A 22643-nucleotide genomic window follows, 5' to 3' on the forward strand; every position below is an offset into this window, starting at 1 on the left:
TGACCCCGTCATGACACGTGTCACAGCATGAGCGCGGCCCCGGCTTACCCGGCGGTAATCGCTCCTCGGCGTGGAGGTCGTGCGTTGTCCCGTTCCGGTTCGCGTTCCCGTAGTCCGCTGGCCCTCTCCGTCGGCGTCGCCGCGGCCGCAGTCGCCGCCGCGCTGCTGCCGGGGCCCGCCGCACACGCCGCTCCGGGCGGCGAATTCACCGTCACACCACTGAAGTTCACCGTCGACGCGGGCGGCCGCACCTGCACCGTGGACGCCGACCTCTACCGGCCCGAAGGCGTCGACGCCGGGCACACGGCACCCGCCGTGCTCACCACCAACGGCTTCGGCGGCAGCAAGGCCGACGGCTCCACCGACGCCACCGCCAAGGCCTTCGCCGAGCGCGGCTACGTGGCGCTCGCCTACTCCGGCCTCGGCTTCGGCAAGAGCGGCTGCCCCATCTCCCTCGACGCCCCCGAGCACGACGGCCGGGCCGCCTCCCACCTGGTCGACTTCCTCGCGGGCACCCGTGCCGCCGACGACGGCACGAAGGCCGACTTCGTCACCGCGGACGCGGCCGGCGACCCGCGCGTCGGCATGATCGGCGGCTCGTACGGCGGCGCCGTCCAGATGGCCACGGCCGCGCAGGACCGGCGCGTCGACGCCCTCGTCCCGCTGATCACCTGGAACGACCTCGCGTACTCCCTCGACCCGAACAACACGGCGCAGACCGACGGCGTCTCCTCCGACACCCCCGGCGCGTACAAGTACCAGTGGACCAACGGGTTCTTCCTCATCGGGGAGGCGCAGGGGCTGCTGCATCCGAGCCTCGACCCGTCGCGGCTCGGCGACTCCGGGTGCCTGCACTTCGTGGCCGGGGCCTGCGAGACGAAGCGGCTCCTCGACCAGAAGCGGTACCCGGCCGACCGCACCGCCGAGATGCTGGAGTTCGCGCGCAGCGTCTCGCCCGTCTCGTATCTGCACCGGGTGAAGGCGCCGACGCTGCTCGTGCAGGGGCAGGCGGACACCCTGTTCAACCTCAACGAGGCCACCGCCACCTACGAGACGCTGAAGAAGCAGGGCACCGAGGCCAAGATGGTGTGGCAGTCCTGGGGCCACAGCGGCGGCATGACCGACCCGGCGTCCGGCGAACTCGACCTGGGCGAGGGCAACTTGGAGACCTCGTACGTCGGCAAGCGCATCCTCGCCTGGTTCGACCGGTACCTGCGGCAGCGGCAGGACGTCGACACCGGCCCCGACTTCGCGTACTACCGCGACTGGCAGTCCGGCCCGGACGCGTACGCCACCGCCGAGTCGCTGCCCGCGCTGTCGCAGAAGCTGTACCTGTCCGGGGACGGCAAGCTCGTCGACAACCGCGCCAAGGTCGCCCGCGGCAGCCGCGAGTACCGCAACTGGCTGGTGCCGACCAGCCATTCGGAGAGCTCCCTCGCCGGGATCATCGGCCTCTCCGACCCGGCGCCGCGCGACACCAAGGGCACGTATCTCGACTGGACCAGCGAGCCGCTCGCCGAGGACACCGACGTCGTCGGCGCCCCGAAGGCGACCCTGAAGGTCGTCTCGCCGGCCGCCGAGCGGGTGCAGAACTCCGGGGACGCCGCGGACCAGCTGGTGCTCTTCGCGAAGCTGTACGACGTGGCGCCCGACGGCACCAAGACCCTCGTCCACCGCCTCGTCGCCCCCGCGCGCGTGCCCGACGTGACCCGCCCCTTCACGGTGACCCTGCCGGGCGTCGTGCACCGGTACGAGAAGGGCCACCGCCTCCGGTTCGTGATCGCCGCCAGCGACGACGCGTACTACGGCAACCGGGGCGTCAAGCCGGTGACCGTCACGCACGAGCCGGGCGACACGGGCGTGCTCCAGCTGCCCGTCGTGCGGTAGGCGCCACCCCCGCGGGCCCGTCCGTAGCCCGTACGGGCCGCTCGCCGTGCGCGGCGGTGAGCGGCCGCACACGGTGGACCCACTGCACCGACGGAAGGGTCCACCATGAGCCCCAGCGCGCACAGCGGCGGCACGAACGGCGGCGGCAAGGGCGGAGGGAAGAGGCAGGGGCTCCTCACGCCGTCGCGGGTGACGGTCGCCGTGCTCGGCGTCCTCGGCCTCGTCTTCATCTTCGAGAACACTCACCACACCAAGATCCGGCTGCTGATCCCCGAGGTGACGATGCCGCTGTGGACGGCGCTCCTCGCCACCGCGGTGATCGGCGCGCTGTGCGGGGCCTACTTCGTGCGGCGCCGCAAGTGACGGCCACATGTCACGCCCGGGCTGCCCGCCTCGTACGCTGCGGGGATGCCTGAAGACTCCCGCCCCCTCGCCCTCGGGCCGCGCGTCGCCGTCCGGCCCCTCACGTACGCCGACGGCGAGGCGTTCACCGCGTTCGCCCGGCAGAGCCGCGACCTGCACCACCCGTGGCTGGCGCCGCCGCGCACGGCCGAGGAGTTCCAGGCGTACGCGACCCGCCTGATCGAGGAGCCCGCACGCGCCGGGTTCCTCGTCTGCGAACGGGACTCCGGACGGCCGGCGGGGTTCGTCAACGTCAACAACATCGTCGGGGGCGCCTTCCAGTGCGGCGCCCTCGGCTACGGGGCCTTCGCGCACGCCGCCGGACGCGGGCTGATGACGGAGGGCCTCGGCCTGCTCGTCCGGTACGCCCTCGGGCCCGGCCTCGGACTGCACCGACTGGAGATCAACGTCCAGCCCGGCAACCACGCCTCCATCGCCCTCGCCCGCCGCACCGGCTTCCGCCTGGAGGGCTTCTCCCCGGACTTCCTGTACGTCGACGGGGCCTGGCGCGACCACGAACGGTGGGCGCTCACCCGGGAGATGCTGGACGAGACCCCCAACTGACCACCCCTCGCCGGTAGTTGACCTGCCCCCTCTGTCGTGCCGCCCACCTCCTCGCTACTGTGATCACCATGTCACCGGGGGAGATCACCGCGGCCCTGGGCGCCCTCCCGCCCCTGGAGTCCGCGGAACACCACAGCGCGGCCATGGCCGTGTGCACGTCGCTCACCGAGGCCGACCTGCGACCGCTGGAGGAGCTGGTCGGCGACGACGGCGACCGCACCCGCGCCTTCAACGCCCTCTACGTCCTGCTCGCCCGGCACCGGCGCGCCCTCGACGGGAGCCGGTTCCGGGAGACGTATCTGCGGCACTCCGGACGGTTCGCCGACGTGCCGATGCGGGCGCTCCTCGAATCGGACCTGGCCCTGCTCGACCCGATGGGGCCCGACCTGTCCGCCGCGCTGCGGCACGCGGCCGTCGCGCTCGCGGCGTACCCGGGGAACCTGGCGCTCGTCGCCCACCACGCGCGCGTGCTCGCCGAGTACGGGTGGAGCGGCGCCGAGGTCGCGGAGGCGGACCTGCGGGCTGCGCTCACCCAGGTCGAGCGGGCCACCGAGATCAGCCCCGAGCAGCCCCGGTACCGCGCGGTGCGGGCCCAACTCGCCGCGCTCGTCGGCGACTTCGACACCGCGCTCGCCTCGATCCAGCGGGCCATGGACCTGGAGGACTCGGCACGCAGCGGATACGCGGTGCGGGTCGTCGAGTACCACCGCATCCGGGCCGACATCGTGCTGCGCCGCGAGACCCAGGCGATCCGCAGCGGGCTGCGGGCCACGGCCGACCGGCTGGAGGCGGGTATGCGGACGCAGGTGGACCAGGCCATGCAGGAGGCCCGCGCGCACGAGCAGCAGGAGATCGGCCGGCTGCGCTCGGAGACCCTCGGCAGCCTCGGCCTGCTGGCCGCGGTCATCGCGTTCATCGTCACCAGCACGCAGGTCGCGCAGGACATGCCGCTGCACCAGGCGCTGCGGCTGCTCGCCGGGCTCGCCGGGATGCTCACCCTCGTCTTCACCGCGTTCGGCGCGGCCTTCGGTGTGGGCAAGCAGTCCCGGCTCGTGCTGCCCGCCCTGCTCGGCTCGGCGCTGTTCGCCCTCGCGTGGTGGCCGATGTGACGCGGGCGGCGACCCGCGCTCGTGGCGCACCCTGCCGTCGGGCGGGACGCGGGAGCCCCTCCGGCAGCGGTTGAGGGCCCGGCCGGGGGCGCACAGGATGGGGCGTATGCGACGCATCGTGGTCATCGACGCACCCTCCAACCTCGGCCTGCGCCCGCCCGCCCCCGGCGCCGTGCCCGGCTGCTACAAGCTCGCCGGGGCCCTGCGCGAGCAGCGGGTCGTCGCCCGGCTCGGCGCGTTCGAGGGCGGCGTCGTCGTACCGCCGCGCTACGACCTCGGCGACTGGCAGGAGGGCGACGGGGTGTTCAACGCCGCCGCCATCGCCGCGTACACCCCGAAGCTCGCCGACCGGATCGAGCGGCACCTCACGGCCGGGGACTTCCCGCTGGTCCTCGGCGGCGACTGCTCCATCCAGCTCGGCGCCTCCCTCGCCCTGCGCCGCCTCGGACGGTACGGGCTCGCCGCGATCGACGGCTCGGCGGACTTCCGCCACCCCGGCAACTCCGACCGGATCGGCGCGGCCGGCGGCGAGGAACTGGCCCTCGGCACCGGCCGCGGACAGCCGGACCTCAGCGACATCGAGGGCCTCGGCCCGTATCTGCGGGACGAGGACGTACGCGTCATCGGCCTCAGGGACGACGACCCCGACCGGCCCGAACTGGCCGAGCTGAAGATCCCCACCCTGAGCGTCGGCGAGCTCCGCGCCTGGGGCCCCGCCGCACTCGCCCGCGCCGTACGCCAGGGCTACGAGGAGTCCGGACTCGACGGGTACTGGGTGCACCTCGACGCGGACGTCCTCGACCCGGGCGTCATGCCCGCAGTCGACGCCCCCGACCCGGACGGCCTGCACCCCGACGAACTCGCCGCCGTACTGGGCGAGTTGCTGTCGTCCGAACGCTGCGTCGGCCTCAACGTCACCATCTACGACCCGGACCTCGACCCCGACGGCACGGCCGGGGCGCTCCTCGCCGACCTGCTCGTCGCGGCCCTCACACCCTGAACTCGTGGGCGGCGCCCCCTGGCCGCGCGACGCCCCCGGACGGTTCCATGGACGGATGACGACGATCCGACCCGGTGAACTGACCCTCCCGGGCGCGCAGGTCGGCCCGGAGAACCCGCTGCCCGCCCTGCGCCCGCCGGCCGACGCGCACACCGTCGACGACCGCACACGCGCCGGCCTGCCCCGCGACATGGCCCGCCAGATCGGGTACGAGCCGCTGCGCAGCATCCTGCCGGTGCGCCGCCTCGACGGGTACGGGCGGGACCGGACCGAGCTCACCCTCGACACCCTCGTCCTGGAGAACGACCGGCTGCGCGTCACCGTCCTGCCCGGCCTCGGCGGCCGCATCCAGTCGCTGCTGCACAAGCCGACCGGGCGTGAACTCCTGTACCGCAACCCGGTGTTCCAGCCCGCCGCGTTCGCCCTCAACGGCGCCTGGTTCTCCGGCGGCATCGAGTGGAACATCGGCGCCACCGGCCACACCACCCTGTCCTGCGCGCCCCTGCACGCCGCGCCCGTCCCCGGCCCCGACGGCACGCCGATGCTCCGCCTCTGGGAGTGGGAACGGCTGCGCGACCTGCCGTTCCAGGTCGACCTGTGGCTGCCGGACGGCTCGGACTTCCTGTACGTCGGCGTCCGCGTCCGCAACCCGCACGAGCGGCCCGCGCCCGTCTACTGGTGGTCCAACATCGCCGTGCCCGAGGAGCACCGCGTCCTCGTACCGGCCGACGAGGCCTGGCACTTCGGGTACGAGCACGCCCTGCGCCGGGTGCCCGCGCCGGTGTCCGACGGCGTCGACCGCTCGTACCCGCTGAACGGCACCTACCCGGCGGACTACTTCTACGAGCTGCCCGACGGCGAACGCCGCTGGATCGCGGCGCTCGACGCGGACGGGCACGGCCTGGTGCAGACCTCCACCGACCTGCTGCGCGGCCGCAAACTGTTCCTCTGGGGCACGGCGGCGGGCGGCCGCCGCTGGCAGGAGTGGCTGTCCGAGCCCGGCGGCGGGGGGTACGCGGAGATCCAGGCGGGCCTGGCACGCACCCAGCTCGAACACGTCAAGCTCGACGCGGAGAGCGAGTTCAGCTGGCTGGAGGCGTACGGGCCGCTCGCCGCCGACGCGGACCGCGTGCACGGCACGGACTGGGCGGCAGCCCGCACGGAGGTCTCCGCCCGGCTCGCGACCGCGCTGCCCCGCCCGGGCGTCGACGCGGCGTACGAGGCGTGGCTGACCCGCGCCGACACCCCGCCCGGCGAACGCCTCGCGACCGGCTCCGGGTGGGGCGCCCTCGAACTCCTCCGCACGGGCCTGGAGTTGCCGGGCACGCCCTTCCCCGAGTCGACACTCGGACCCGAACAGGCGCCGTGGACCGAGCTGTTGCGGGGCGGGGCGCTGCCGCCGACGACCGCGCCGGACGCGCCGCACGGGCCGACGCCGGTCGGGCGGGCCTGGCGGGACATGCTGGAGACGGCACCCGCGGACCCCGCCACCGAGTACCACCTCGGCGTCGCCCAGTGGCATGCGGGCGACCGGGCCCAGGCGGTGCGCAGCTGGGAACGCGGACTCCAACACGCGCCCCACGACTGGCAGTTGCTGCGCTGCCTCGCCGTGGCGGACGCGCAGGCGGGGCAGCGGGAACGGGCGGCGGAGCGGTACGCGGCGGCGTTCGACGGGCTGGGCGCGGAGGACTCGTCCCCCGCCGCGGTCGCCCTGGCCGGGGAGGCCCTGGAGGCGCTGCTCGACGCCGGCCGCACGCCGGCGGCCCGCACGGTCTGGGACCGCCTGCCCCCGCGGATCCGCGCCCGGGGCCGCTTCCGCTTCCTGCTGGCCCAGCTGCTCCTGGCGGAGGGCGACACGGCGGGGGCCCGGGCGGTCTACGACGAGGGCTTCGAAGTGGCGGACCTCCGGGAGGGGGCGGAGGGGGTGGGCAACCTGTGGCAACGCCTGACGGGCGAACCCCCGCCACCCCCCTACGACTTCCGCATGCGCCCCAAGTAACCCACCCCCAGGGGGCTCCGCCCCCGGCCCCCGCTCCTCAATCGCCGGAGGGGCTATCGGGTGCGTCGTCGTCTGCGGCGCCGTCGTGGTGGCCGCCGCTGTGCCCACCCGTTCCGCCCTTGCGGAACGCCTGCCCACAGCGGCGGCGGGGGGAGGGGGACGGGTGACGTGCCCCGTCAGGGGCGCGGGGAACTGCGCGAGGAACCACGGCGGCGCGGCAGCCGGGTGACGGGCCGAGGGGGCAGGGGCGTGCCCCGTCAGGGGCGCGGGGAACTGCGCGAGCAACCCAGACGGCGCGGCAGCCGAAAGACAGCCGGGGCCGGGGGGAGCCCCTGGGGGTCAGGGGGTCAGGGCCTCGCCCAGGAGCACGCGGCCCGCCGCAGCAATCGCCTCCGCATCAACCCCCGCGGAGCGCAACTGCTCGGCGGGCGTGGCCGACCCCGGCATCGTGCGGACCGCCAGGCGGATCAGCCGCGGGGGCGGGCTCCCGTCGGCGAACGCGCAGGCCACGGCGTCGCCGATGCCGCCTTCCTCCCGGTGGTCCTCGACCGTGAGCAGGCAGCCGGTCTGCTCGGCCGCTTCCCGGAGCGTGGCCCGGTCGACGGGCTTGACGGAGTAGAGGTCGACGACCCGTACGTGGATCCCGTACGCCGCCAGCGCGTCCGCCGCCGCGAGGGCTTCGTGGACGGTCGCGCCCGCGGTGACGACGGTGAGGCGGTCCTCGTCGTGGGCGCGCAGCACCTTGCTCCCGCCGATCGGGAAGCGCTCGCCCGGCGTGTAGACGACGGGGGTGTCGCCGCGGGTGGTGCGCAGGTAGCGGATGCCGGTCTGCTGGGCGAGTTCCGCGACGAGCTGGGCGGTCTGGTTGGCGTCGCACGGGTAGACGACGGTGGAGCCGTGCACCGCCCGGAACATCGCCAGGTCTTCGAGCCCCATCTGCGACGGCCCGTCCTCGCCGATGCCGACCCCGGCGTGCGAGCCGACCAGGACGAGCGAGGCCCCGCTGACGGAGGCCATGCGGACGAAGTCGTGGGCGCGGGTGAGGAACGCGGCGAAGGTGGCGGCGTACGGGAGGTACCCGCGTACGGCCATGCCGGTGGCGGTGGCGACGAGTTGCTGTTCGGCGATGTAGCACTCGAAGTACCGCTCGGGGTGTTCCTCGGCGAAGAGCTGTGTGCGGGTCGAGTCGCCGACCTCGCCGTCGAGGGCGACGACGTCCTCGCGGGCCGTGCCGAGCGCGGTGAGGGCGGCCCCGTAGGCGTCGCGGGTGGACTTGTGGGTGCCGGGGGCGTAGTGCGGGAGGTCGAGGGCGCCCCGGTGGGCGGGCCGCAACTCGCGGGGCACGCCCGGGTGTTGGACGCGGACGTGCAGGTCGCGTACGCCGCCCAGCTCCTCGACCGCGGCCTCCGGGTCGGGCAGCGGCTTGCCGTGCAGGCCCTCCCGGTCCTCGGCGGCGGCGACGCCCTTGCCCTTGAGGGTGCGGGCGAGGATCACGGTGGGCTGCCCGGCGGTGGAGCGGGCCTCGTTGAAGGCGCGGTCGAGGGCGTCGACGTCGTGCCCGTCGTCGACCTCCACGGTGTGCCAGCCGAACGCGGCGAAGCGCCGGGCGTACGCGGACAGGTCGTGGCCGTGCCGGGTGGGGCCGCGCTGGCCGAGCCGGTTGACGTCGACGAGCAGCGTCAGCCGTTCGAGGTGCTCGTACGCGGCGTGCTCGGCGGCCTCCCAGACGGAGCCTTCGGCGAGTTCGCTGTCGCCGCACAGCACCCACACCCGGTGGTCGCCCTCCTCCAGGCGGGCGGCGGCGAGCGCGAGGCCCACGCCGACGGGCAGGCCCTGGCCGAGCGAGCCGGTGGCGACCTCGACCCACGGCAGCCGCTGCGGCGTGGGGTGGCCCTCCAGGCGGCTGCCCCGGCGCCGGAACGTCATCATCTCGTCGTCGCTGATCGCGCCGGCCGCCTTGAACGCGGCGTACAGGAGGGGTGAGGCGTGCCCCTTGGACAGGACGAAGCGGTCGTTGCCGGGGTGCTCGGGCCAGCCGAAGTCGTACCGGAAGTGCCGGCCGAGCAGCACCGCGAGCAGTTCGGCGGCCGACATCGACGACGTCGGATGCCCGGACCCGGCCGCGGCGGCCATGCGCACGGAGTCGACCCTGAACTGCTGGGCCAGCTCGGCGAGTTCGGCGGAGGAGAGGGCCGGGGCGGCGGCGGGGGCGGTGGCGGGTTCCGAGGGTGCCATGGCGGGCTCAGTCCTTCCTGTCGTCCGGCTGCGGGGACGTACCGGCGGAGGTGCCCGCGGAGGTGTTCGGGGTGGTGCCCGCGGAGGAGTCGGCGGACGTGTCCGGGACCGGTACGCGGGCGAGTTCCGGGGCGTCCGTGTCGAGCGGCACCGAGGCGGCCCTGACCAGCCCCAACTGCACGGCCTGGCGCGGCAGTACGGCGTCGAGCAGCCAGTCGGCGGCGACGCGGACGCGGTTGCCGGGCAGCGCGGCGAGGTGGTAGCCGCGGGTCACGGCGGCGGCGAGCGGGCCGGCGAGGGGCACGCCCCACGGGTTGGCGGCGGCCCGCACCCCGCCCAGGTCGACGGCGAAGCCGCGGTCACGGTGCCGGTGCACGATCGGCGTGCCGACGCCGAGGGACGCCGCGACGTTCCGCCCGGCGACGGCCCCCTGCCGCCAGGCGTGCTGAGCGGTCATCGGCGCGTACGTGTCCGGCTCGTCCGGATCGGGCACGGCCGCCGCGTCACCGCACGCGAACACCTCCGGCCTGCCGGGCACGTTCAGCTGTGGGTCGACGAGCAGCCGGCCGCGCTCGACGGGCTGCCCCAGCTGGGCGACCAGCGGGTCCGGGCGCACGCCGACGCACCAGATCAGGCTGCGGCTCGGCACGAACCGCCCGTCGTCCAGGCGCACCCCCTCCGGAGTGGCCTTCTCGACGGACGTGCCCGTGCGCACCTCCACACCGCGGCGCGCCAGGACCCGGGCGGACGTACGGGAGAGCCGCGGGTCGAGCTCGGGTAGGACGCGGTCGGCGATGTCCAGGAGCAGCCAGCTCGGCTCGACGCCCGCGCGCAGCGGACGCTTCGCCGCGAGCGCGTCGGTGAAGAGCTTGCCCTGCGCGGCGACCTCGGTGCCGGTGTAGCCCGCGCCGACCACCACGAAGGTGCAGCGGGCCCGGCACTCGCCCGGGTCGTCGGCGGCGGCCGCGAGCTCCAGCTGCCGGGTGATGTGGTCGCGCAGGTAGAGCGCCTCGGGCAGGCCGCGGAAGCCGTGCGCGTTCTCCGCGACCCCCGGCACCGGCAACAGTTTGTTGACGCTGCCGACGGCCAGGACCAGCCGGTCGTACGCGAGCTGCCCGCGCCCGCCCTCCGGGTCCCGGTAGTGCACGCGCCGCCCGTCCAGGTCCACCTCGTCCGCCTCGCCGAGCACGAGCCGTACGCGGGGCAGGGTGCCGGGCAGGGAGACGGTGACCCTGCGTGGTTCCAGCACGCCGGTGGCGACCTGGGGGAGCAGGGGCAGATACAGGAAGTAGTCGGTGGGGTTGAGCAGGACGACCTCGGCCCGGTCGTGGGCCACCCTGCTGAGCGTGCGGGCGGCCCGGTAACCGGCGAAGCCGGCCCCTACGACGACGACACGGGATCGGCTCACGGAACGCCTCCGGGGGTTGCGGTCGGACCCGGCTCCGGGTGCCCCTGGGGGCAGGCGCCAAACGTGGACATACGGGATGTGGGGCGCCCTGGTCGTCGAGGGCCGGGGGAGGGCCGGGGAGGTCGAGGGAGGTTCGGGGCGGTCCCGTGCGGCCCGATCCGGTCGAAACGATCACACGTTCCGGTGGGGCCAACTACCCTGCCCCGTATGGAGATCCTGGGAACCACGCTGCGTATCTGCGTCGAGGACCTGGACGCCGCCGTCGCGTTCTACGAGCAGCTGACCGGCACCGCGGCGCAGCGGTTCGACCGCGGCGGGGTGTCCGTGGCCGCCGTCGGCTGCTTCCTCCTGATGAGCGGGCCCGCGGCCGAGCTGGACGTGTTGCGGAAGGTGACGGCGACGGTGGCTGTGCCGGATGTCGACGAGGCGCACAAGACGCTCACCGCGTCCGGGGCACAGGTCGTCGCGGGGCCTGTGGCGACGCCGGTCGGCCGCAATCTGATCGCTCTGCACCCGGACGGTTCCATCTTCGAGTACGCGGACCGCAAGCCGGTGGCCTGAGCTTTTCGGGGCTGCGCCCCGCCCCCGGTTTCTCTTCGGCTGCCGCGCCGTCGTGGTCGCTCGCGCAGTTCCCCGCGCCCCTGTCGGGGCACAGCTCACCCACGACGCACCCCGATAGCCCCTCCGGCGATTGAGGAGCCGGGGGCCGGGGCGGAGCCCCCTGGGGGACGTCAGTCGGGGTAGGCGGAACCGGTCTCGCGTCGGACTCGTACCCGTACCAACACCGGCCCCCCACCGGCAGGTTCCAGCGCCCGCAGCAACTCGGGCCGAAGCCGTTCCGGGGTCTCGATCTCCGTGGACGGGCAGCCGAAGGACGTCGCGAGGGCCGGGAAGTCGATCCCGGTGATGTCCGTGCCCGGCACGGACTCCGCCCCGAGCCGCCGCCCCAGCGCCTTGACGGCCTCGTATCCCCCGTTGTCGAGCAGCACGAACGTGACCGGAGCGCGGTGCCGTACCGCCGTCCACAGTGCCTGGACCGAGTACAGCGCCGACCCGTCGCCCACCACGCACACCACCCGCCCGTCCCCGGCGAGCGCACGGCCGACGGCCAGGGGCAGGCCCCAGCCGAGGGCGCCGCTGCCGGTGGTGAGGAACGCCCCGGCCCGCCGGACCGGCACCCGCGCGTGCAGCGCCTCCCGGTGACTGGGCGCCTCCTCCACCAACACCCGTTCCGGCGGCAGCAGTTCGGCCAGGGCGTCCAGGACGTACGCGGCGGACGGCGGGTCCGTCGGCACCGCCCGCGCGACCTGCGGGCGCGGGGGAGGCGTGGGGCGGGTCGTCGGTTTCAGCAGCGACGTGAGGCTCTCCACGCCAGCCCGCAGCGTCGTCAGGACGCTCGTGCCGACCGGCAGCCACGCCGCCTGCGCCGGGTCGCAGTCGAGGTGGAACAGCTCGCAGTCGTCGGGCAGCAGTGGCCCGTCGCCGCTGACGTGGTACGTGAACAGCGGCGCGCCGAGCGCCACCACCACGTCGTGCCCGGCGAGCCGGTCCGCCAACTGCCCGCGCACCGGCGGCAGGAAGCCCTGGAACAGCGGATGCGTCTCGGGGAAGCCGGAGCGGCCCGACATCGGGCTGATCCACACCCCGGCACGGGTCCGCTCGGCGAGCGCCACCACCGCGTCGACCGCTCCCTCGTCGTCCACGCCCGGCCCGACGACCAGCGCGGGCCGCGCGCAGTCGTCGAGGCGGGCGGCGAGCTCGGCGAGCGCGTCCGGGGCGGCCGTGAAGGCGCCGTGCACGGCACGCGGCGGCACGGGCGCGGCGGGCGCGTCCCAGTCGTCCTCCGGCACGGACAGGAACACCGGCCCGCGCGGATGCGTCATCGCCACCCGGTGCGCCTCGGCGAGCGCGGCCGGTACGTCCTCGGCCCGCGCGGTCTGGCGGCTCCACTTCACGTACGGGCGCGGGAACTCGGCGGGTTCGTCGGCGCCGAGGAACGGGTGCAGGGGCAGCAGCGAGCGGGACTGCTGCCCGGCGACGACCACCACGGGCACTCGGTCGCGGTACGCGTTGAACACCGCGCCCAGGCCGTGTCCGACCCCGCCCGCCGAGTGCAGGCTCACAAGCCCGGCGCGGCCCGTGCCGAGCGCGTGCCCGGCGGCCATCGCGACGGCCAGGGACTCCTGCAGCGCGAGCACGTATCGGAAGTCGGCGGGCCAGTCGCGGAGCATGCGCAGCTCCGTGGAGCCGGGGTTGCCGAACACCGTGGTCATGCCGGTGCGGCGGCACAGGTCGAGGACCGCTTCCCGCACGGTCGTCGTCGGTGCTGTCGTCATGGGCAACTCCTTTGCTCCGAAGGGGAGATGGTCACAGGCCGTACGGGGTCAGCCGCCCCGCGCCCCCGTGTGCCACGCGAGGGCCCGCCGCTCCACCGCGAGCAGCGCCGCGTTGCACAGGTACCCGAGGACGCCGAGGAGCACGATCACCGACCAGACGGTCAGCAGGTCGGAGCGGCTCTGCGCGTCGGTGAGCTGGAAGCCGAGCCCGTCGGCCGTGCCGGGCAGCAGCTCGGAGAAGACCATCAGGATCAGCGACAGCGACAGCGAGAGCCGCAGGCCCGCGAAGATCTTCGGCAGCGCGGCGGGGATCAGCAGCAGCCGCACCCGCTGCAGCCCGCCGAGCCCGTACACCCGGGCCGTCTCCAGCTGCACCGGGTCCACGGACCGCGCCCCCTCCGCCGTGTTGATCAGCACCGGCCACACCGCGCTGAACACGATGGACGTCACCTGCATCTGCGTACCGAACTGCAGGAACACCACGAACACCGGCACCAGCGCGGGCGGCGGCACCGCGCGGGCGAACTGCAGCACCGGGTCGAGCGCCGCGTGCGCGTACGCGGACCGTCCGACGGCCAGGCCGAGGGCCACGCCGAGCGCTGCGGCGATCAGGAACCCGGCGCCCATCCGGGCGACGCTCGGCAGGATGTTCCCGACCGCCGTGTCGGACAGGAAGGCGTGCGCGACGGGCCCGTCGAACCACATTCCGTGCATGTGCGCGGCGATCGTCGCGGGCGGCGGGAAGAACACGCTGCCGTGCGCCCCGGCCGTCAACTGCCAGGCGAGGACGGCCAGGACGAGCACGCCCCAGCGGTGCAGATGCGTCACCGGCGCCGCCCGCCCCTCAACGGCCCGTCAGCTCGGCCGGTTCGACGGGCTTCTTCAGCAGCCCGTCCCGCACCATCAGGTCGACCAGCTTCCGCAGCCGCGCCGGGTCCGTGTCGTCCGGGTAGCCGGGCAGGGTCAGGTCGCGGGCCTGCTCGGGGCTGATGCGCGCGTACCCGGGGAGGACCGCGTCGACCGCCGCGCGGTCCCGCTCGGCGAGCGCCTGCGCCTTGCGGATCGCCCGCCCGAACGCGGCGGCGGTACGCGGGTTCTGCTCGGCGAACGTGTCGGTGCTGACGTACCCGCTGATCGGCAGGCCCTCGACGGGGGACGCCCCGCCCTCGGCGACGACGCGCGCGCCGAGCTTCCTCTTCAGGTCCGACAGGAACGGCTCCGCGACATGCGCGGCGTCCACCTGCTTCTCCTCCAGGGCGACGCCCATCTGCGGGAACGGGATCTGCCGGTACTTCACCGGCCCGGCCTTCCGCTGCGCCAGCACCGCGTCGAAGGTGAGCGACTGGATGTTGTTGAGGATGTTCACCGCCACCGACTTGCCCTTGAGGTCGGCGGCGTCCTTGATCGGGGAGTCCTTCGGTACGACGACGTCCATCATCCCCGCCGAGAGCGTGGCGCCCTCGGCGAGGATCCGTGGTGCGAGCGTTCCCTTCTCGCGGGCCTGCAGGAACGTGACGTAGTTGGCGCCGGCGATGACGTCGAGCTGCCCGTTGGCGAGCGCGGGCAGGGCCTGCACGGACTGCTGCACGGGCTTGACCCGCACCGTCAGCCCCTCCTTCTCGAAGAGCTTCCGGTCGAGGGCGACATGCAGCGGCGCCACGTCCACCAGCGGCAGCGAGGCGACGGTCACCGTGCTCTTCTCCAGGCCGCCCGCCTTGCCGCCGGATCTCTCCCCGGACCCGGAGCAACCGGCGGCCGCCAGCGCGAGCCCGACGGTCGCGGCCGTCGTGGCCATCAACTTTCCCCGTGCCGAACCCAGTTGAGGCTGCATGCTCGGCGAGGCTAGTTGCTCACTGAATCAACTGCCAGGGGTGCTTTCCGGCCGCGTGTCGGTTCCTGTTCCCCAGGGCGGAGGGGTGCTCAGACCCGGCAGAGCAGCTCCCCGTGCAGCACCGCGAACCAGCCGTCCGGCGCCTCGCCCCACGTGCGCCACGCGTCCGCGATCTCCGCCAGCTGCGCCTCGTCCGCGTGCCCGCCCTCGGTGGCGCGGCGGGCGTACGCGGAGTCCGTGGTGCGCTCCGCCCACAGGCCGCTCCACCAGGCGCGCTCCTCGTCCGTGGTGTACGTCCAGGTCGAGGACGTCGCCGTGATGTCCGTGAACCCGGCCTCGAGCGCCCAGGACTTGAGCCTGCGGCCCGCGTCCGGCTCGCCGCCGTTGGCCCGGGCCACCCGCTGGTACAGCCCGTGCCAGTCGTCGAGGCCCGGCACCTGCGGGTACCAGGTCATCGCCGCGTAGTCGGAGTCCCGTACGGCGACGATGCCGCCGGGCTTCACCACGCGCCGCAGCTCGCGCAGCGCCTGCACCGGGTCGCCGACGTGCTGCAGCACCTGGTGGGCGTGGGCCACGCAGAACGTGGCGTCCGGGAAGTCGAGCGCGTGCACGTCGGCGACCGCGAACTCCACGTTGTCCAGGCCGCGTTCGGCCGCCGTGGCGCGGGCCCGGTCGAGGATGCCGGGCGCCGCGTCGACGCCGGTGACCCGGCCTTCGGGGACGAGGGCGGCCAGGTCGGCGGTGATCGTGCCGGGACCGCAGCCGACGTCCAGGACGGCCATGTGCGGCTTGAGCTCGCCGAGCAGATACGCGGCGGAGTTGGCGGCGGTCCGCCAGGTGTGCGAGCGCAGCACGGACGCGTGGTGCCCGTGGGTGTAGACGGCGGTCTCCTTCGACATGGCGCGGTCTCCTCACTCGAACGCGACGAACCCAGGGCCCGTACGGCCCGGGGGCGATGACAGCACCGTACGCGATCATGTCGAATAATGAGACCCATCGTCTTGCCATGTGGACACCATGGCTGGGTCGGGAAACGCGTTTGCCCCGCTCGCCGCCGCCCGTCGAGAATGCGGAACCATGGGTCATCTGGAAGCCGCACACCTCGAGTACCACCTCCCCGACGGGCGCACGCTGCTCGGCGACGTCTCGTTCCGGGTGGGTGAGGGCGCGGTCGTCGCGCTCGTCGGCCCGAACGGCGCGGGCAAGACGACCCTGCTGCGGCTGCTCTCCGGCGAGCTCAAGCCGCACGGCGGCTCCGTCACCGTCACCGGCGGCCTCGGCGTCATGCCGCAGTTCGTGGGCTCCGTGCGCGACGAGACGACGGTCCGCGACCTGCTCGTGTCCGTCGCCCCGCAGCGCATCCGCGAGGCCGCGCAGGCCGTCGACGCCGCCGAGCACCTGATCATGACCGTCGACGACGAGGCCGCCCAGCTCCAGTACGCGCAGGCCCTCTCCGACTGGGCCGAGGCGCAGGGGTACGAGGCGGAGACGGTCTGGGACATGTGCACCACGGCCGCCCTCGGCGTGCCCTACGACAAGGCCCAGTTCCGCGACGTGCGCACCCTCAGCGGCGGCGAGCAGAAACGCCTCGTCCTGGAGTCGCTGCTGCGCGGCCCCGACGAGGTCCTGCTGCTCGACGAGCCCGACAACTACCTGGACGTGCCGGGCAAGCGCTGGCTGGAGGAGAAGCTGCGGGAGACCCGCAAGACCGTCCTCTTCGTCTCCCACGACCGTGAACTCCTCGCCCGCGCCGCCGAGAAGATCGTCAGCGTGGAGCCGGGCCCCGCGGGCGCCGACGCGTGGGTGCACGGCGGCGGCTTCTCCACGTACCACGAGGCGCGACGCGAACGCTTCGCCCGCTTCGAGGAGTTGCGGCGCCGCTGGGACGAGAAGCACGCCCAGCTGAAGAAGCTCGTGATCAACCTCCGCCAGGCGGCCGCCGTCAGCCACGAGATGGCCTCCCGGTACGCGGCCGCGCAGACCCGGCTCCGCAAGTTCGAGGAAGCCGGACCGCCGCCCGAGCCGCCCCGCGAGCAGGACATCACGATGCGCCTGCACGGCGGCCGCACCGGCGTCCGCGCGGTCACCTGCGCCGGGCTCGAACTCACCGGCCTGATGAAACCGTTCGACCTGGAGGTGTTCTACGGCGAACGGGTCGCCGTGCTCGGCTCCAACGGCTCCGGCAAGTCGCACTTCCTGCGGCTCCTCGCCGGGGACTCCGTGGCGCACACCGGGGAGTGGAAGCTCGGGGCGCGCGTCGTCCCCGGCCACTTCGTGCAGACCCACGCGCACCCGGAGCTCTTCGGCCGTACGCTCCTCGACGTCCTGTGGCGCGAACACGCCCAGGACCGCGGGGCCGCGATGTCACGACTGCGGCGGTACGAGCTGACCGCCCAGGCCGAGCAGACCTTCGACCGGCTCTCCGGCGGCCAGCAGGCCCGCTTCCAGATCCTGCTGCTCGAACTGGCGGGCTGCACGGCCCTGTTGCTCGACGAGCCGACGGACAACCTCGACCTGGAGTCCGCGGAGGCCCTCCAGGAAGGCCTGGAGTCCTTCCAGGGCACGGTCCTCGCCGTCACCCACGACCGCTGGTTCGCCCGCGCCTTCGACCGCTACCTGGTGTTCGGCTCGGACGGCCACGTACGCGAGACCCAGGAACCGGTCTGGGACGAACGCCGCGTCCAACGCCAACGCTGAGTCTTTCCTCTCCCCGTGCCCCGAAAGGGGCGCGGGGAACTGCGCGACCAGCCACGACGGCGCCGCAGCCGAACGAGCACCGCCGGAGGCTCTCGGGAAGGGGCGGGGTGGGGAACAAAGGCGCCGCAGGCGCGTCCTACCCCGGCGGAGGCGGGGGCTTCGGGGCGCCCTCCGGTGGGGCGAGCTTCGCGTACGTACGGGGGGCCGAGGGGGCCGCCCCCTCGTCCGGCGCCCCACGCGGAACGTACGCATCCCGCCCCGCCCCCGGAACCCACCCCGCATCCACCACCCGCCGCTGCACCACGACCGCCGCCCCCAGCACCACGAGCCCGACCGCCAGCATCAGCACGACCCCGCCGACCGAACCCCCCTTCGCCGCGTTGCCGACCAGCGCGCCGAACCACCCGAAGTCCGCGTCGCCGAACGTCGTGTTCTCCTCGCCGAACGCGCCGAGCACCTTCAGCAGCAGCGCCGGCAGGAACGTGATGAGCACGCCGTTGAGGAACGCCCCGACGACCGCCCCGCGCCGCCCGCCCGTCGCGTTGCCGAACACTCCGGCCGCGCCGCCCGTGAAGAAGTGCGGTACGAGACCCGGCAGGACCAGCGCGAGACCGAACGCCGGGTTGAACACCGCGGACAGCAGCCCGAGGCTGACCAGGCCCCCGACGAAGCTGGAGACGAACCCGATGAGCACCGCGTTCTGCGCGTACGGGAAGACGATCGGCGCGTCGAGCGACGGCACCGCACCCGGCACCAGCCGCTGCGCGATGCCCTGGAACGCGGGCACCAGCTCGGCGAGGATCGTGCGGACGCCGAACAGGATGACCGCGACGGCGATGCCGAACTGCAGGCCCTGCATGACCGACTGCATCAGGTAGTTCCCGACGTCCGTCGCCGCCGTGCCCCCGTCGCTCGCGAACGCCTCGAACGCGGCCTTCTCGCCGGCCTTGAGGAGGAACACGATCGCCATGACCAGATAGATGAGCAGCATCGACAGGGCCGTCGCCACCATCGAGTCGCGCAGGAACCGCAGCCCCTCCGGCAGTTTCATGTCCTCCGTGGACCGGCTGCGCTTCCCGACCAGCTGCCCGGCCGCGCCCGCCGCGATGTACCCGGCGGTGCCGAAGTGCCCGATCGCCACGGTGTTGTTGCCGGTCACGCGTTTCGTCCACGGGTGCGCGAACGCGGGCATCGCGACCAGCATGATGCCGAGCAGCACACCGCCGACCAGCACCACGACCACCGAACCGTGCCCTGCGGACGCCAGGACCATCGTCAACAGCGTGGCCATGAACAGCATGTGATGGCCCGTCAGGAACACGTAGCGCAGCGGCGTGAACCGCGCGAGCAGCAGGCTCACCGCGAAGCCGAGGATCATCAGCCACGCCACCCGCGCCCCGTACTCGGCCTGCGCGATGCCGACGATCGCCTCGTTGGTGGGGATCACGCCGTGCGCGCCCGTGGCGCCCTGGATCATCTCGCCGAGCGGCGCGAGCGAGCTGACGACCAGGCCCGCGCCCGCCCCGATCAGCAGAAACCCCAGCGTCGCCTTGATGGCCCCGCCGACGACCTGCCCGGCCGGTTTCCGTAGCGCGATCAGCCCCGCCGCGGTGATCAGGCCGATCAGATACGCGGGAACGCTGAGGATCTCGTTGACGAGGAACTTCGCGATCGACACGAGCACGTCCACGCGTCACTCACCTCCGTCCGTGCCGGTCACGTCGTACGTGTCGCGGAGCACCCGGTCCGCCTCCTTCGCCGAGGTGAAGTCCTCGACCACCCGCACCGGCACGCCCACGTCGCCGAGCGTGCGCGCGATCTCCCGCGACGTGAGGATCGCGACGGCCTCGGACGCCTTGCCCTTGGCGGAGATGGTGTCGGTGGCCTCCACCGTCACGTACGGGGTCCAGCCCCAGCGGTCGAGCACCTGCTCCAGGGTGTTCTTCAGGAACAGGCTGGTGCCGACGCCGTTGCCGCAGACGGTGAGGATCTTGTGCATCCCGTGCCGGACGCGCACGCTCCCGGTCCCGGTCCCGGTCCCGGACCCGGTCCCGCCGGGGTTTCCGCCGAGCACCGCGTGCAGCGCCTGCGGGGTGGGCGCCTCGCGCAGGGCGGCCGCCGTCGCCGGGTCGCCGAGCAGCCGGGCCAGGGCCGCCATCGCCGCGGTGTGCTCGCTCGCGTCCCGCGCGGCGAGGCCCGCCACCAGCTCCACCGGGTCGTTCGCCTCGTGCCCGAACTCCACCGGCTCGGCCAGCCGCACCCACGCCATCCCGGTCCGCAGCACGGCGGGCGAGGGCCGCGCGTGCGCGAAGGCGAAACCGGGGGCGACCACGATGTACGGGCCGTTCGCAGCGACGTTGTCGATCATCTCCGTGGTGTACGCCTCGGTGCTCGCGCCCGTCGCCACCAGCAGGTCGCCCGCGGCACGCACCGCGTCCCGCCAGCCGGCCGCGCGGACGTCGAGCCGCACCGCCTCCACGGGAAGCAGATCACTCAGCTCAGCCATGGGACGGATCCTCGCACGGGAGAGCGAGCCGGGGACCCCGTCGTAAGGGATCTTCCGGGACCCACCGCAGCGGGTGGCCTCGCCGTGCGTGATCGGTGCGGCCCGGGTACCCGTGGAGAGTAGGCATCACGGGCACCGCGCCCGACGCCCCGAAGGAGACGGCCATGACCGGAGTGGACCCCGCACAGCTCGACGACCGGACGCTGCTGCGGGAACTGCAGACGCTGCACAACACCCGCCACGACACACTCCTGCACGCCTCCGACGAGGCTCTCACGGCCCACACCCAGCGGCAGACCGCGCTGGAGAACGAGTATCTGCGCCGCCACCCGAACCGGCCGATCGCCGCAGCCCGCACCCGCGAGGGCGCGCGGTCGAGGGGAGAATGACCCGCCATGGCACACGAGACACTGCTCGCCCGGCACTCCGAGGCGCTCGACGTGTTCACCGACCGCGTGCACCAGGTCTCCGACGACCAGTGGGGCGCCGACACCCCCTGCACCGACTGGTCCGTGCGCGATCTCGTCAACCACCTCACCGCCGAACAGCTCTGGGTGCCGCACCTCGTACGGGACGGCGCGACGATCGCGTCCGTCGGCACGGCGTACGACGGTGACGTCCTCGGCGACGACCCCGTCGCCACCTGGGACAAGGCCGCGGAGGGGGCCCGCGCGGCGTTCGCCGAACCCGGCGCGCTCGACCGCTCCGTACACCTGTCGTACGGGCCGAGCCCCGCCGGGCACTACTGCGGGCAGATGATCACCGACCTGGTCGTGCACGCCTGGGACCTGTCCCGGGCGATCGGCGCCGAGGAGCAACTGCCGCGGCCGCTGGTCGACTTCGCGGTACGGGAGGTGTCGCCGTACGCGGCGGATCTCGCCAAGAGTGGGTTGTTCGGCCCGCCGGTGGAGCCGCCTCCGGGGGCGGATGTGCAGACGAAATTGCTGTGCCTGTTGGGGCGCCGTCCCTAGCCCCGTCCCGCCACGGGGGCTCCGCCCCCGGAACCCCCGCTCCTCAAACGCCGGAGGGGCTGACTCCAGCCGCCCGTCGTTTGTCTGCGGCGTCGTCGTGGCGGGTCGCGCAGTTCCCCGCGCCCCTGCCGGGGGTCCGGGGCGGAGCCCCGGGGGCTGTCCGCAGGACTTTCGGGAAGGGGCGGGGTGGGGAAAAGAGACGCCCGGGCAAGCACGAGCCCTACTCCCACCGTGCCGTCTCCGGATCCACCCCGTGCCCCCGTGCGCTCGCGTCCACCGCTCGGCGGAACCACGTCGAGAGGCCGGGGCGGATGGCGTCGTAGTGGGCGGCGAAGCCCGGGTCGGACTCGTAGCGGCGGGCCAGGCAGACCTGCATGGCGCGGGTCAGCGGGAAGTACGAGGCGAAGAGTTCGCGGTGGCGGTCGACCAGCGCGTCCGCGTCCGGGGTGCCGGGCCGGACCCCGGCGTCCATCGCGTCCGCGAGGGCCCGCTCCAGGCCGGCCGTCGCCTCGGACAGCGCCCGCCACTCCTCCGGGTCCCGCCCCGCCGCACCCTCCGCGAACTGCCGCCACTGCAGCGTGTCCCCGTACACCTCGCGGGCCCGCGCCGGACCCTGCGGGTCCCAGTCGGCGCCGAACAGCTCGGCCTGCTGCTCGGCGGTGAGGGGGAGGCCCCGCTCGTGGGCGTCGATCATCCGGTCCAGGCCCGCGCCGAGCTCCCGCAGCCGCTCGATCCGCTCGGTGACCTGCGCCCGCTGGGCCCGCAGCGCGCCCGGCACGTCCGTCGCCGCGTCGTCGAGGACGGCGCGGATGCGGTCCAGGCCGAGGCCGAGCTCCCGGTAGACGACGATGCGGTGCAGCCGCTGCAGGTCGGCGGCCGTGTAGAGGCGGTACCCGGCGGGTGTGCGCAGCGACGGCGTCGCGAGCCCGATCTCGTCCCAGTGGTGCAGCGCCCGGACCGTCACGCCGAGGCGGCCGGAGACCTGGCCGACGGTCAGGCCCTCGGCCGCGTCGGCGTCGCGGAACACGTCAGTCATGGTCCCCATGATCGCCCGCGGTCCGGCTGCCCGGAGGGTGGATTCCCACCGCCGCCATGTTCCGTGCCTCTTCGCTCGCCGGGTCGAACTGCTTCGCCGCGGTGACGACGACCCGGGCGTTCTCCGGCGTGATCACCTCCAGGTCCCGGGTGCCCCAGGGCATGTCCCGCGGCCCGTCCACCGAGTCCGGGCGCAGCGCACGGCACGCCTCCGCCACCCCGTCCAGCTGGCTCAGCACGTACGAGAAGCTCACGCTCATCGCCGGCGCCGCGTCCGGCACCCGTTCCGCCACGACGAGCAGCACGTCCTGGAACGCCCACCGGCGCAGATGGACCAGCACCCCGGGGATCGCGAACAGCTCGACGAACCCGAGCCCGCGGGTCCAGAACTCCACCGAGCCCGCCAGGTCGGTCGTGGGCACGGTGACGAAGGATGGCATGCCGTAGATGCCGAGGTACGGCTCCGGCGGCACGGCGTCCGGGCCGGGTACGGGGACAGGGCTGATCTCGAAGGCGTCGTAGTAGTCGCTCATGCACCTCACCCTGGAGCCTCACGCGGCGTGAGGGTCAAGTCGTGGTCGTACGGCGGCGCGCGGGCGGGCCGTGCCGCCGGTGCACGTTTTGCGCGCCCGGCGTCGGGCATGCGGACGGTGTGCTTCGGAC

20 protein-coding genes are annotated in these 22643 nt (G+C 73.9%); 10 read left to right on the forward strand and 10 right to left on the reverse strand.

Translation table 11 applies throughout. The features are described from left to right. The first annotated feature begins 84 nt into the window (after positions 1 to 84). From ACIDOF_RS29520 to ACIDOF_RS29545, 6 genes are all read left to right on the forward strand, one after another. A complete protein-coding gene (locus tag ACIDOF_RS29520) occupies positions 85 to 1887 on the forward strand; it encodes a CocE/NonD family hydrolase (protein WP_409009195.1) in 1803 nt (600 codons plus the stop codon). 105 nt (positions 1888 to 1992) lie between these two features. Next, positions 1993 to 2250, forward strand: a complete 258-nt coding sequence (locus ACIDOF_RS29525) for a DUF1049 domain-containing protein (RefSeq protein WP_409009196.1) — start codon at positions 1993 to 1995, stop codon at positions 2248 to 2250. Between the two features lie 45 nt (positions 2251 to 2295). Next, positions 2296 to 2853, forward strand: coding sequence for a GNAT family N-acetyltransferase (locus tag ACIDOF_RS29530; protein WP_409009197.1), 558 nt, complete (start codon positions 2296 to 2298; stop codon positions 2851 to 2853). 68 nt (positions 2854 to 2921) lie between these two features. Further along, positions 2922 to 3962: a tetratricopeptide repeat protein gene (locus ACIDOF_RS29535; protein ID WP_409009198.1), complete on the forward strand. Its 1041-nt coding sequence runs from the start codon at positions 2922 to 2924 to the stop codon at positions 3960 to 3962. Positions 3963 to 4068: 106 nt separating this feature from the next. Then, complete coding sequence (locus ACIDOF_RS29540; RefSeq protein WP_409009199.1) at positions 4069 to 4962, forward strand: arginase family protein; 894 nt, start codon at positions 4069 to 4071, stop codon at positions 4960 to 4962. A gap of 55 nt (positions 4963 to 5017) precedes the next feature. After that, the gene (locus ACIDOF_RS29545) at positions 5018 to 6961 is read left to right on the forward strand and encodes a DUF5107 domain-containing protein (RefSeq protein WP_409009200.1); all 1944 of its coding nucleotides are present in this window, start codon (positions 5018 to 5020) and stop codon (positions 6959 to 6961) included. A 339-nt stretch (positions 6962 to 7300) separates the two neighbouring features. Here the strand turns inward: ACIDOF_RS29545 and ACIDOF_RS29550 are convergent, their stop codons facing one another. Both ACIDOF_RS29550 and ACIDOF_RS29555 read right to left on the reverse strand, forming a co-directional pair. After that, entirely contained in the window at positions 7301 to 9196 is a 1896-nt protein-coding gene (locus tag ACIDOF_RS29550; protein ID WP_409009201.1) for a transketolase, read from the reverse strand. A 7-nt stretch (positions 9197 to 9203) separates the two neighbouring features. Then, positions 9204 to 10604, reverse strand: coding sequence for an NAD(P)/FAD-dependent oxidoreductase (locus ACIDOF_RS29555; RefSeq protein WP_409009202.1), 1401 nt, complete (start codon positions 10602 to 10604; stop codon positions 9204 to 9206). A gap of 207 nt (positions 10605 to 10811) precedes the next feature. Between ACIDOF_RS29555 and ACIDOF_RS29560 the strand changes: the two genes are divergently transcribed. After that, on the forward strand, positions 10812 to 11165 hold the full coding sequence (locus tag ACIDOF_RS29560; protein ID WP_409009203.1) for a VOC family protein: 354 nt from the start codon (positions 10812 to 10814) through the stop codon (positions 11163 to 11165). Positions 11166 to 11335: 170 nt separating this feature from the next. On the opposite strand, the gene mdlC is transcribed toward ACIDOF_RS29560, so the two are convergent. The 4 genes from mdlC to ACIDOF_RS29580 all read right to left on the reverse strand — a co-directional run bounded on the left by mdlC (position 11336) and on the right by ACIDOF_RS29580 (position 15670). Then, the gene (gene mdlC / locus ACIDOF_RS29565) at positions 11336 to 12940 is read right to left on the reverse strand and encodes a benzoylformate decarboxylase (RefSeq protein WP_409009204.1); all 1605 of its coding nucleotides are present in this window, start codon (positions 12938 to 12940) and stop codon (positions 11336 to 11338) included. 48 nt (positions 12941 to 12988) lie between these two features. Further along, positions 12989 to 13768 carry an ABC transporter permease gene (locus tag ACIDOF_RS29570; protein WP_409009205.1) on the reverse strand — a complete coding sequence of 260 codons (780 nt, stop codon included), beginning with the start codon at positions 13766 to 13768 and terminating at the stop codon, positions 12989 to 12991. Between the two features lie 16 nt (positions 13769 to 13784). After that, positions 13785 to 14735, reverse strand: coding sequence for an ABC transporter substrate-binding protein (locus ACIDOF_RS29575; RefSeq protein ID WP_409009206.1), 951 nt, complete (start codon positions 14733 to 14735; stop codon positions 13785 to 13787). 125 nt (positions 14736 to 14860) lie between these two features. Next, the gene (locus ACIDOF_RS29580) at positions 14861 to 15670 is read right to left on the reverse strand and encodes a class I SAM-dependent methyltransferase (protein ID WP_409009207.1); all 810 of its coding nucleotides are present in this window, start codon (positions 15668 to 15670) and stop codon (positions 14861 to 14863) included. A gap of 178 nt (positions 15671 to 15848) precedes the next feature. Here ACIDOF_RS29580 and ACIDOF_RS29585 point away from each other — a divergent pair, with 178 nt between their 5' ends. Beyond that, positions 15849 to 17468: an ABC-F family ATP-binding cassette domain-containing protein gene (locus ACIDOF_RS29585; RefSeq protein ID WP_409009208.1), complete on the forward strand. Its 1620-nt coding sequence runs from the start codon at positions 15849 to 15851 to the stop codon at positions 17466 to 17468. 136 nt (positions 17469 to 17604) lie between these two features. Here ACIDOF_RS29585 and ACIDOF_RS29590 read toward each other — a convergent pair whose 3' ends face one another. After that, positions 17605 to 19158 (reverse strand): PTS ascorbate transporter subunit IIC, encoded by a 1554-nt coding sequence (locus ACIDOF_RS29590; protein ID WP_409009209.1) that lies wholly within the window; start codon positions 19156 to 19158, stop codon positions 17605 to 17607. Between the two features lie 3 nt (positions 19159 to 19161). Then, a complete protein-coding gene (locus tag ACIDOF_RS29595) occupies positions 19162 to 19974 on the reverse strand; it encodes a PTS sugar transporter subunit IIA (protein WP_409009210.1) in 813 nt (270 codons plus the stop codon). A 164-nt stretch (positions 19975 to 20138) separates the two neighbouring features. Here ACIDOF_RS29595 and ACIDOF_RS29600 point away from each other — a divergent pair, with 164 nt between their 5' ends. Both ACIDOF_RS29600 and ACIDOF_RS29605 read left to right on the forward strand, forming a co-directional pair. Then, a complete protein-coding gene (locus ACIDOF_RS29600; protein ID WP_409009211.1) occupies positions 20139 to 20363 on the forward strand; it encodes a DUF6158 family protein in 225 nt (74 codons plus the stop codon). A gap of 6 nt (positions 20364 to 20369) precedes the next feature. Beyond that, on the forward strand, positions 20370 to 20945 hold the full coding sequence (locus ACIDOF_RS29605; RefSeq protein WP_409009212.1) for a TIGR03086 family metal-binding protein: 576 nt from the start codon (positions 20370 to 20372) through the stop codon (positions 20943 to 20945). Between the two features lie 220 nt (positions 20946 to 21165). Here ACIDOF_RS29605 and ACIDOF_RS29610 read toward each other — a convergent pair whose 3' ends face one another. Together ACIDOF_RS29610 and ACIDOF_RS29615 are read right to left on the reverse strand one after the other, a co-directional pair. Continuing rightward, the gene (locus tag ACIDOF_RS29610; protein WP_409009213.1) at positions 21166 to 21981 is read right to left on the reverse strand and encodes a MerR family transcriptional regulator; all 816 of its coding nucleotides are present in this window, start codon (positions 21979 to 21981) and stop codon (positions 21166 to 21168) included. Further along, positions 21974 to 22513 (reverse strand): VOC family protein, encoded by a 540-nt coding sequence (locus ACIDOF_RS29615; RefSeq protein WP_409009214.1) that lies wholly within the window; start codon positions 22511 to 22513, stop codon positions 21974 to 21976. The genes ACIDOF_RS29610 and ACIDOF_RS29615 overlap by 8 nt, the downstream gene beginning before the upstream one ends. Between the last annotated feature and the right edge of the window lie 130 nt (positions 22514 to 22643).

The sequence above is a fragment of the Streptomyces sp. Da 82-17 genome, from assembly GCF_046098215.1.
Lineage (GTDB): Bacteria > Actinomycetota > Actinomycetes > Streptomycetales > Streptomycetaceae > Streptomyces.

What these genes read in the sequence shown, in the direction of transcription:
- ACIDOF_RS29525 (WP_409009196.1), top strand. Translation starts at nt 1,993, where the DNA reads ATGAGCCCCAGCGCGCACAGCGGCGGCACGAACGGCGGCGGCAAGGGC.
- ACIDOF_RS29530 (WP_409009197.1), top strand. Translation starts at nt 2,296, where the DNA reads ATGCCTGAAGACTCCCGCCCCCTCGCCCTCGGGCCGCGCGTCGCCGTC.
- ACIDOF_RS29535 (WP_409009198.1), top strand. Translation starts at nt 2,922, where the DNA reads ATGTCACCGGGGGAGATCACCGCGGCCCTGGGCGCCCTCCCGCCCCTG.
- ACIDOF_RS29540 (WP_409009199.1), top strand. Translation starts at nt 4,069, where the DNA reads ATGCGACGCATCGTGGTCATCGACGCACCCTCCAACCTCGGCCTGCGC.
- ACIDOF_RS29545 (WP_409009200.1), top strand. Translation starts at nt 5,018, where the DNA reads ATGACGACGATCCGACCCGGTGAACTGACCCTCCCGGGCGCGCAGGTC.
- ACIDOF_RS29550 (WP_409009201.1), bottom strand. Translation starts at nt 9,196, where the DNA reads ATGGCACCCTCGGAACCCGCCACCGCCCCCGCCGCCGCCCCGGCCCTC.
- ACIDOF_RS29560 (WP_409009203.1), top strand. Translation starts at nt 10,812, where the DNA reads ATGGAGATCCTGGGAACCACGCTGCGTATCTGCGTCGAGGACCTGGAC.
- mdlC (WP_409009204.1), bottom strand. Translation starts at nt 12,940, where the DNA reads ATGACGACAGCACCGACGACGACCGTGCGGGAAGCGGTCCTCGACCTG.
- ACIDOF_RS29575 (WP_409009206.1), bottom strand. Translation starts at nt 14,735, where the DNA reads ATGGCCACGACGGCCGCGACCGTCGGGCTCGCGCTGGCGGCCGCCGGT.
- ACIDOF_RS29580 (WP_409009207.1), bottom strand. Translation starts at nt 15,670, where the DNA reads ATGTCGAAGGAGACCGCCGTCTACACCCACGGGCACCACGCGTCCGTG.
- ACIDOF_RS29585 (WP_409009208.1), top strand. Translation starts at nt 15,849, where the DNA reads ATGGGTCATCTGGAAGCCGCACACCTCGAGTACCACCTCCCCGACGGG.
- ACIDOF_RS29595 (WP_409009210.1), bottom strand. Translation starts at nt 19,974, where the DNA reads ATGGCTGAGCTGAGTGATCTGCTTCCCGTGGAGGCGGTGCGGCTCGAC.
- ACIDOF_RS29600 (WP_409009211.1), top strand. Translation starts at nt 20,139, where the DNA reads ATGACCGGAGTGGACCCCGCACAGCTCGACGACCGGACGCTGCTGCGG.
- ACIDOF_RS29605 (WP_409009212.1), top strand. Translation starts at nt 20,370, where the DNA reads ATGGCACACGAGACACTGCTCGCCCGGCACTCCGAGGCGCTCGACGTG.
- ACIDOF_RS29610 (WP_409009213.1), bottom strand. Translation starts at nt 21,981, where the DNA reads ATGACTGACGTGTTCCGCGACGCCGACGCGGCCGAGGGCCTGACCGTC.
- ACIDOF_RS29615 (WP_409009214.1), bottom strand. Translation starts at nt 22,513, where the DNA reads ATGAGCGACTACTACGACGCCTTCGAGATCAGCCCTGTCCCCGTACCC.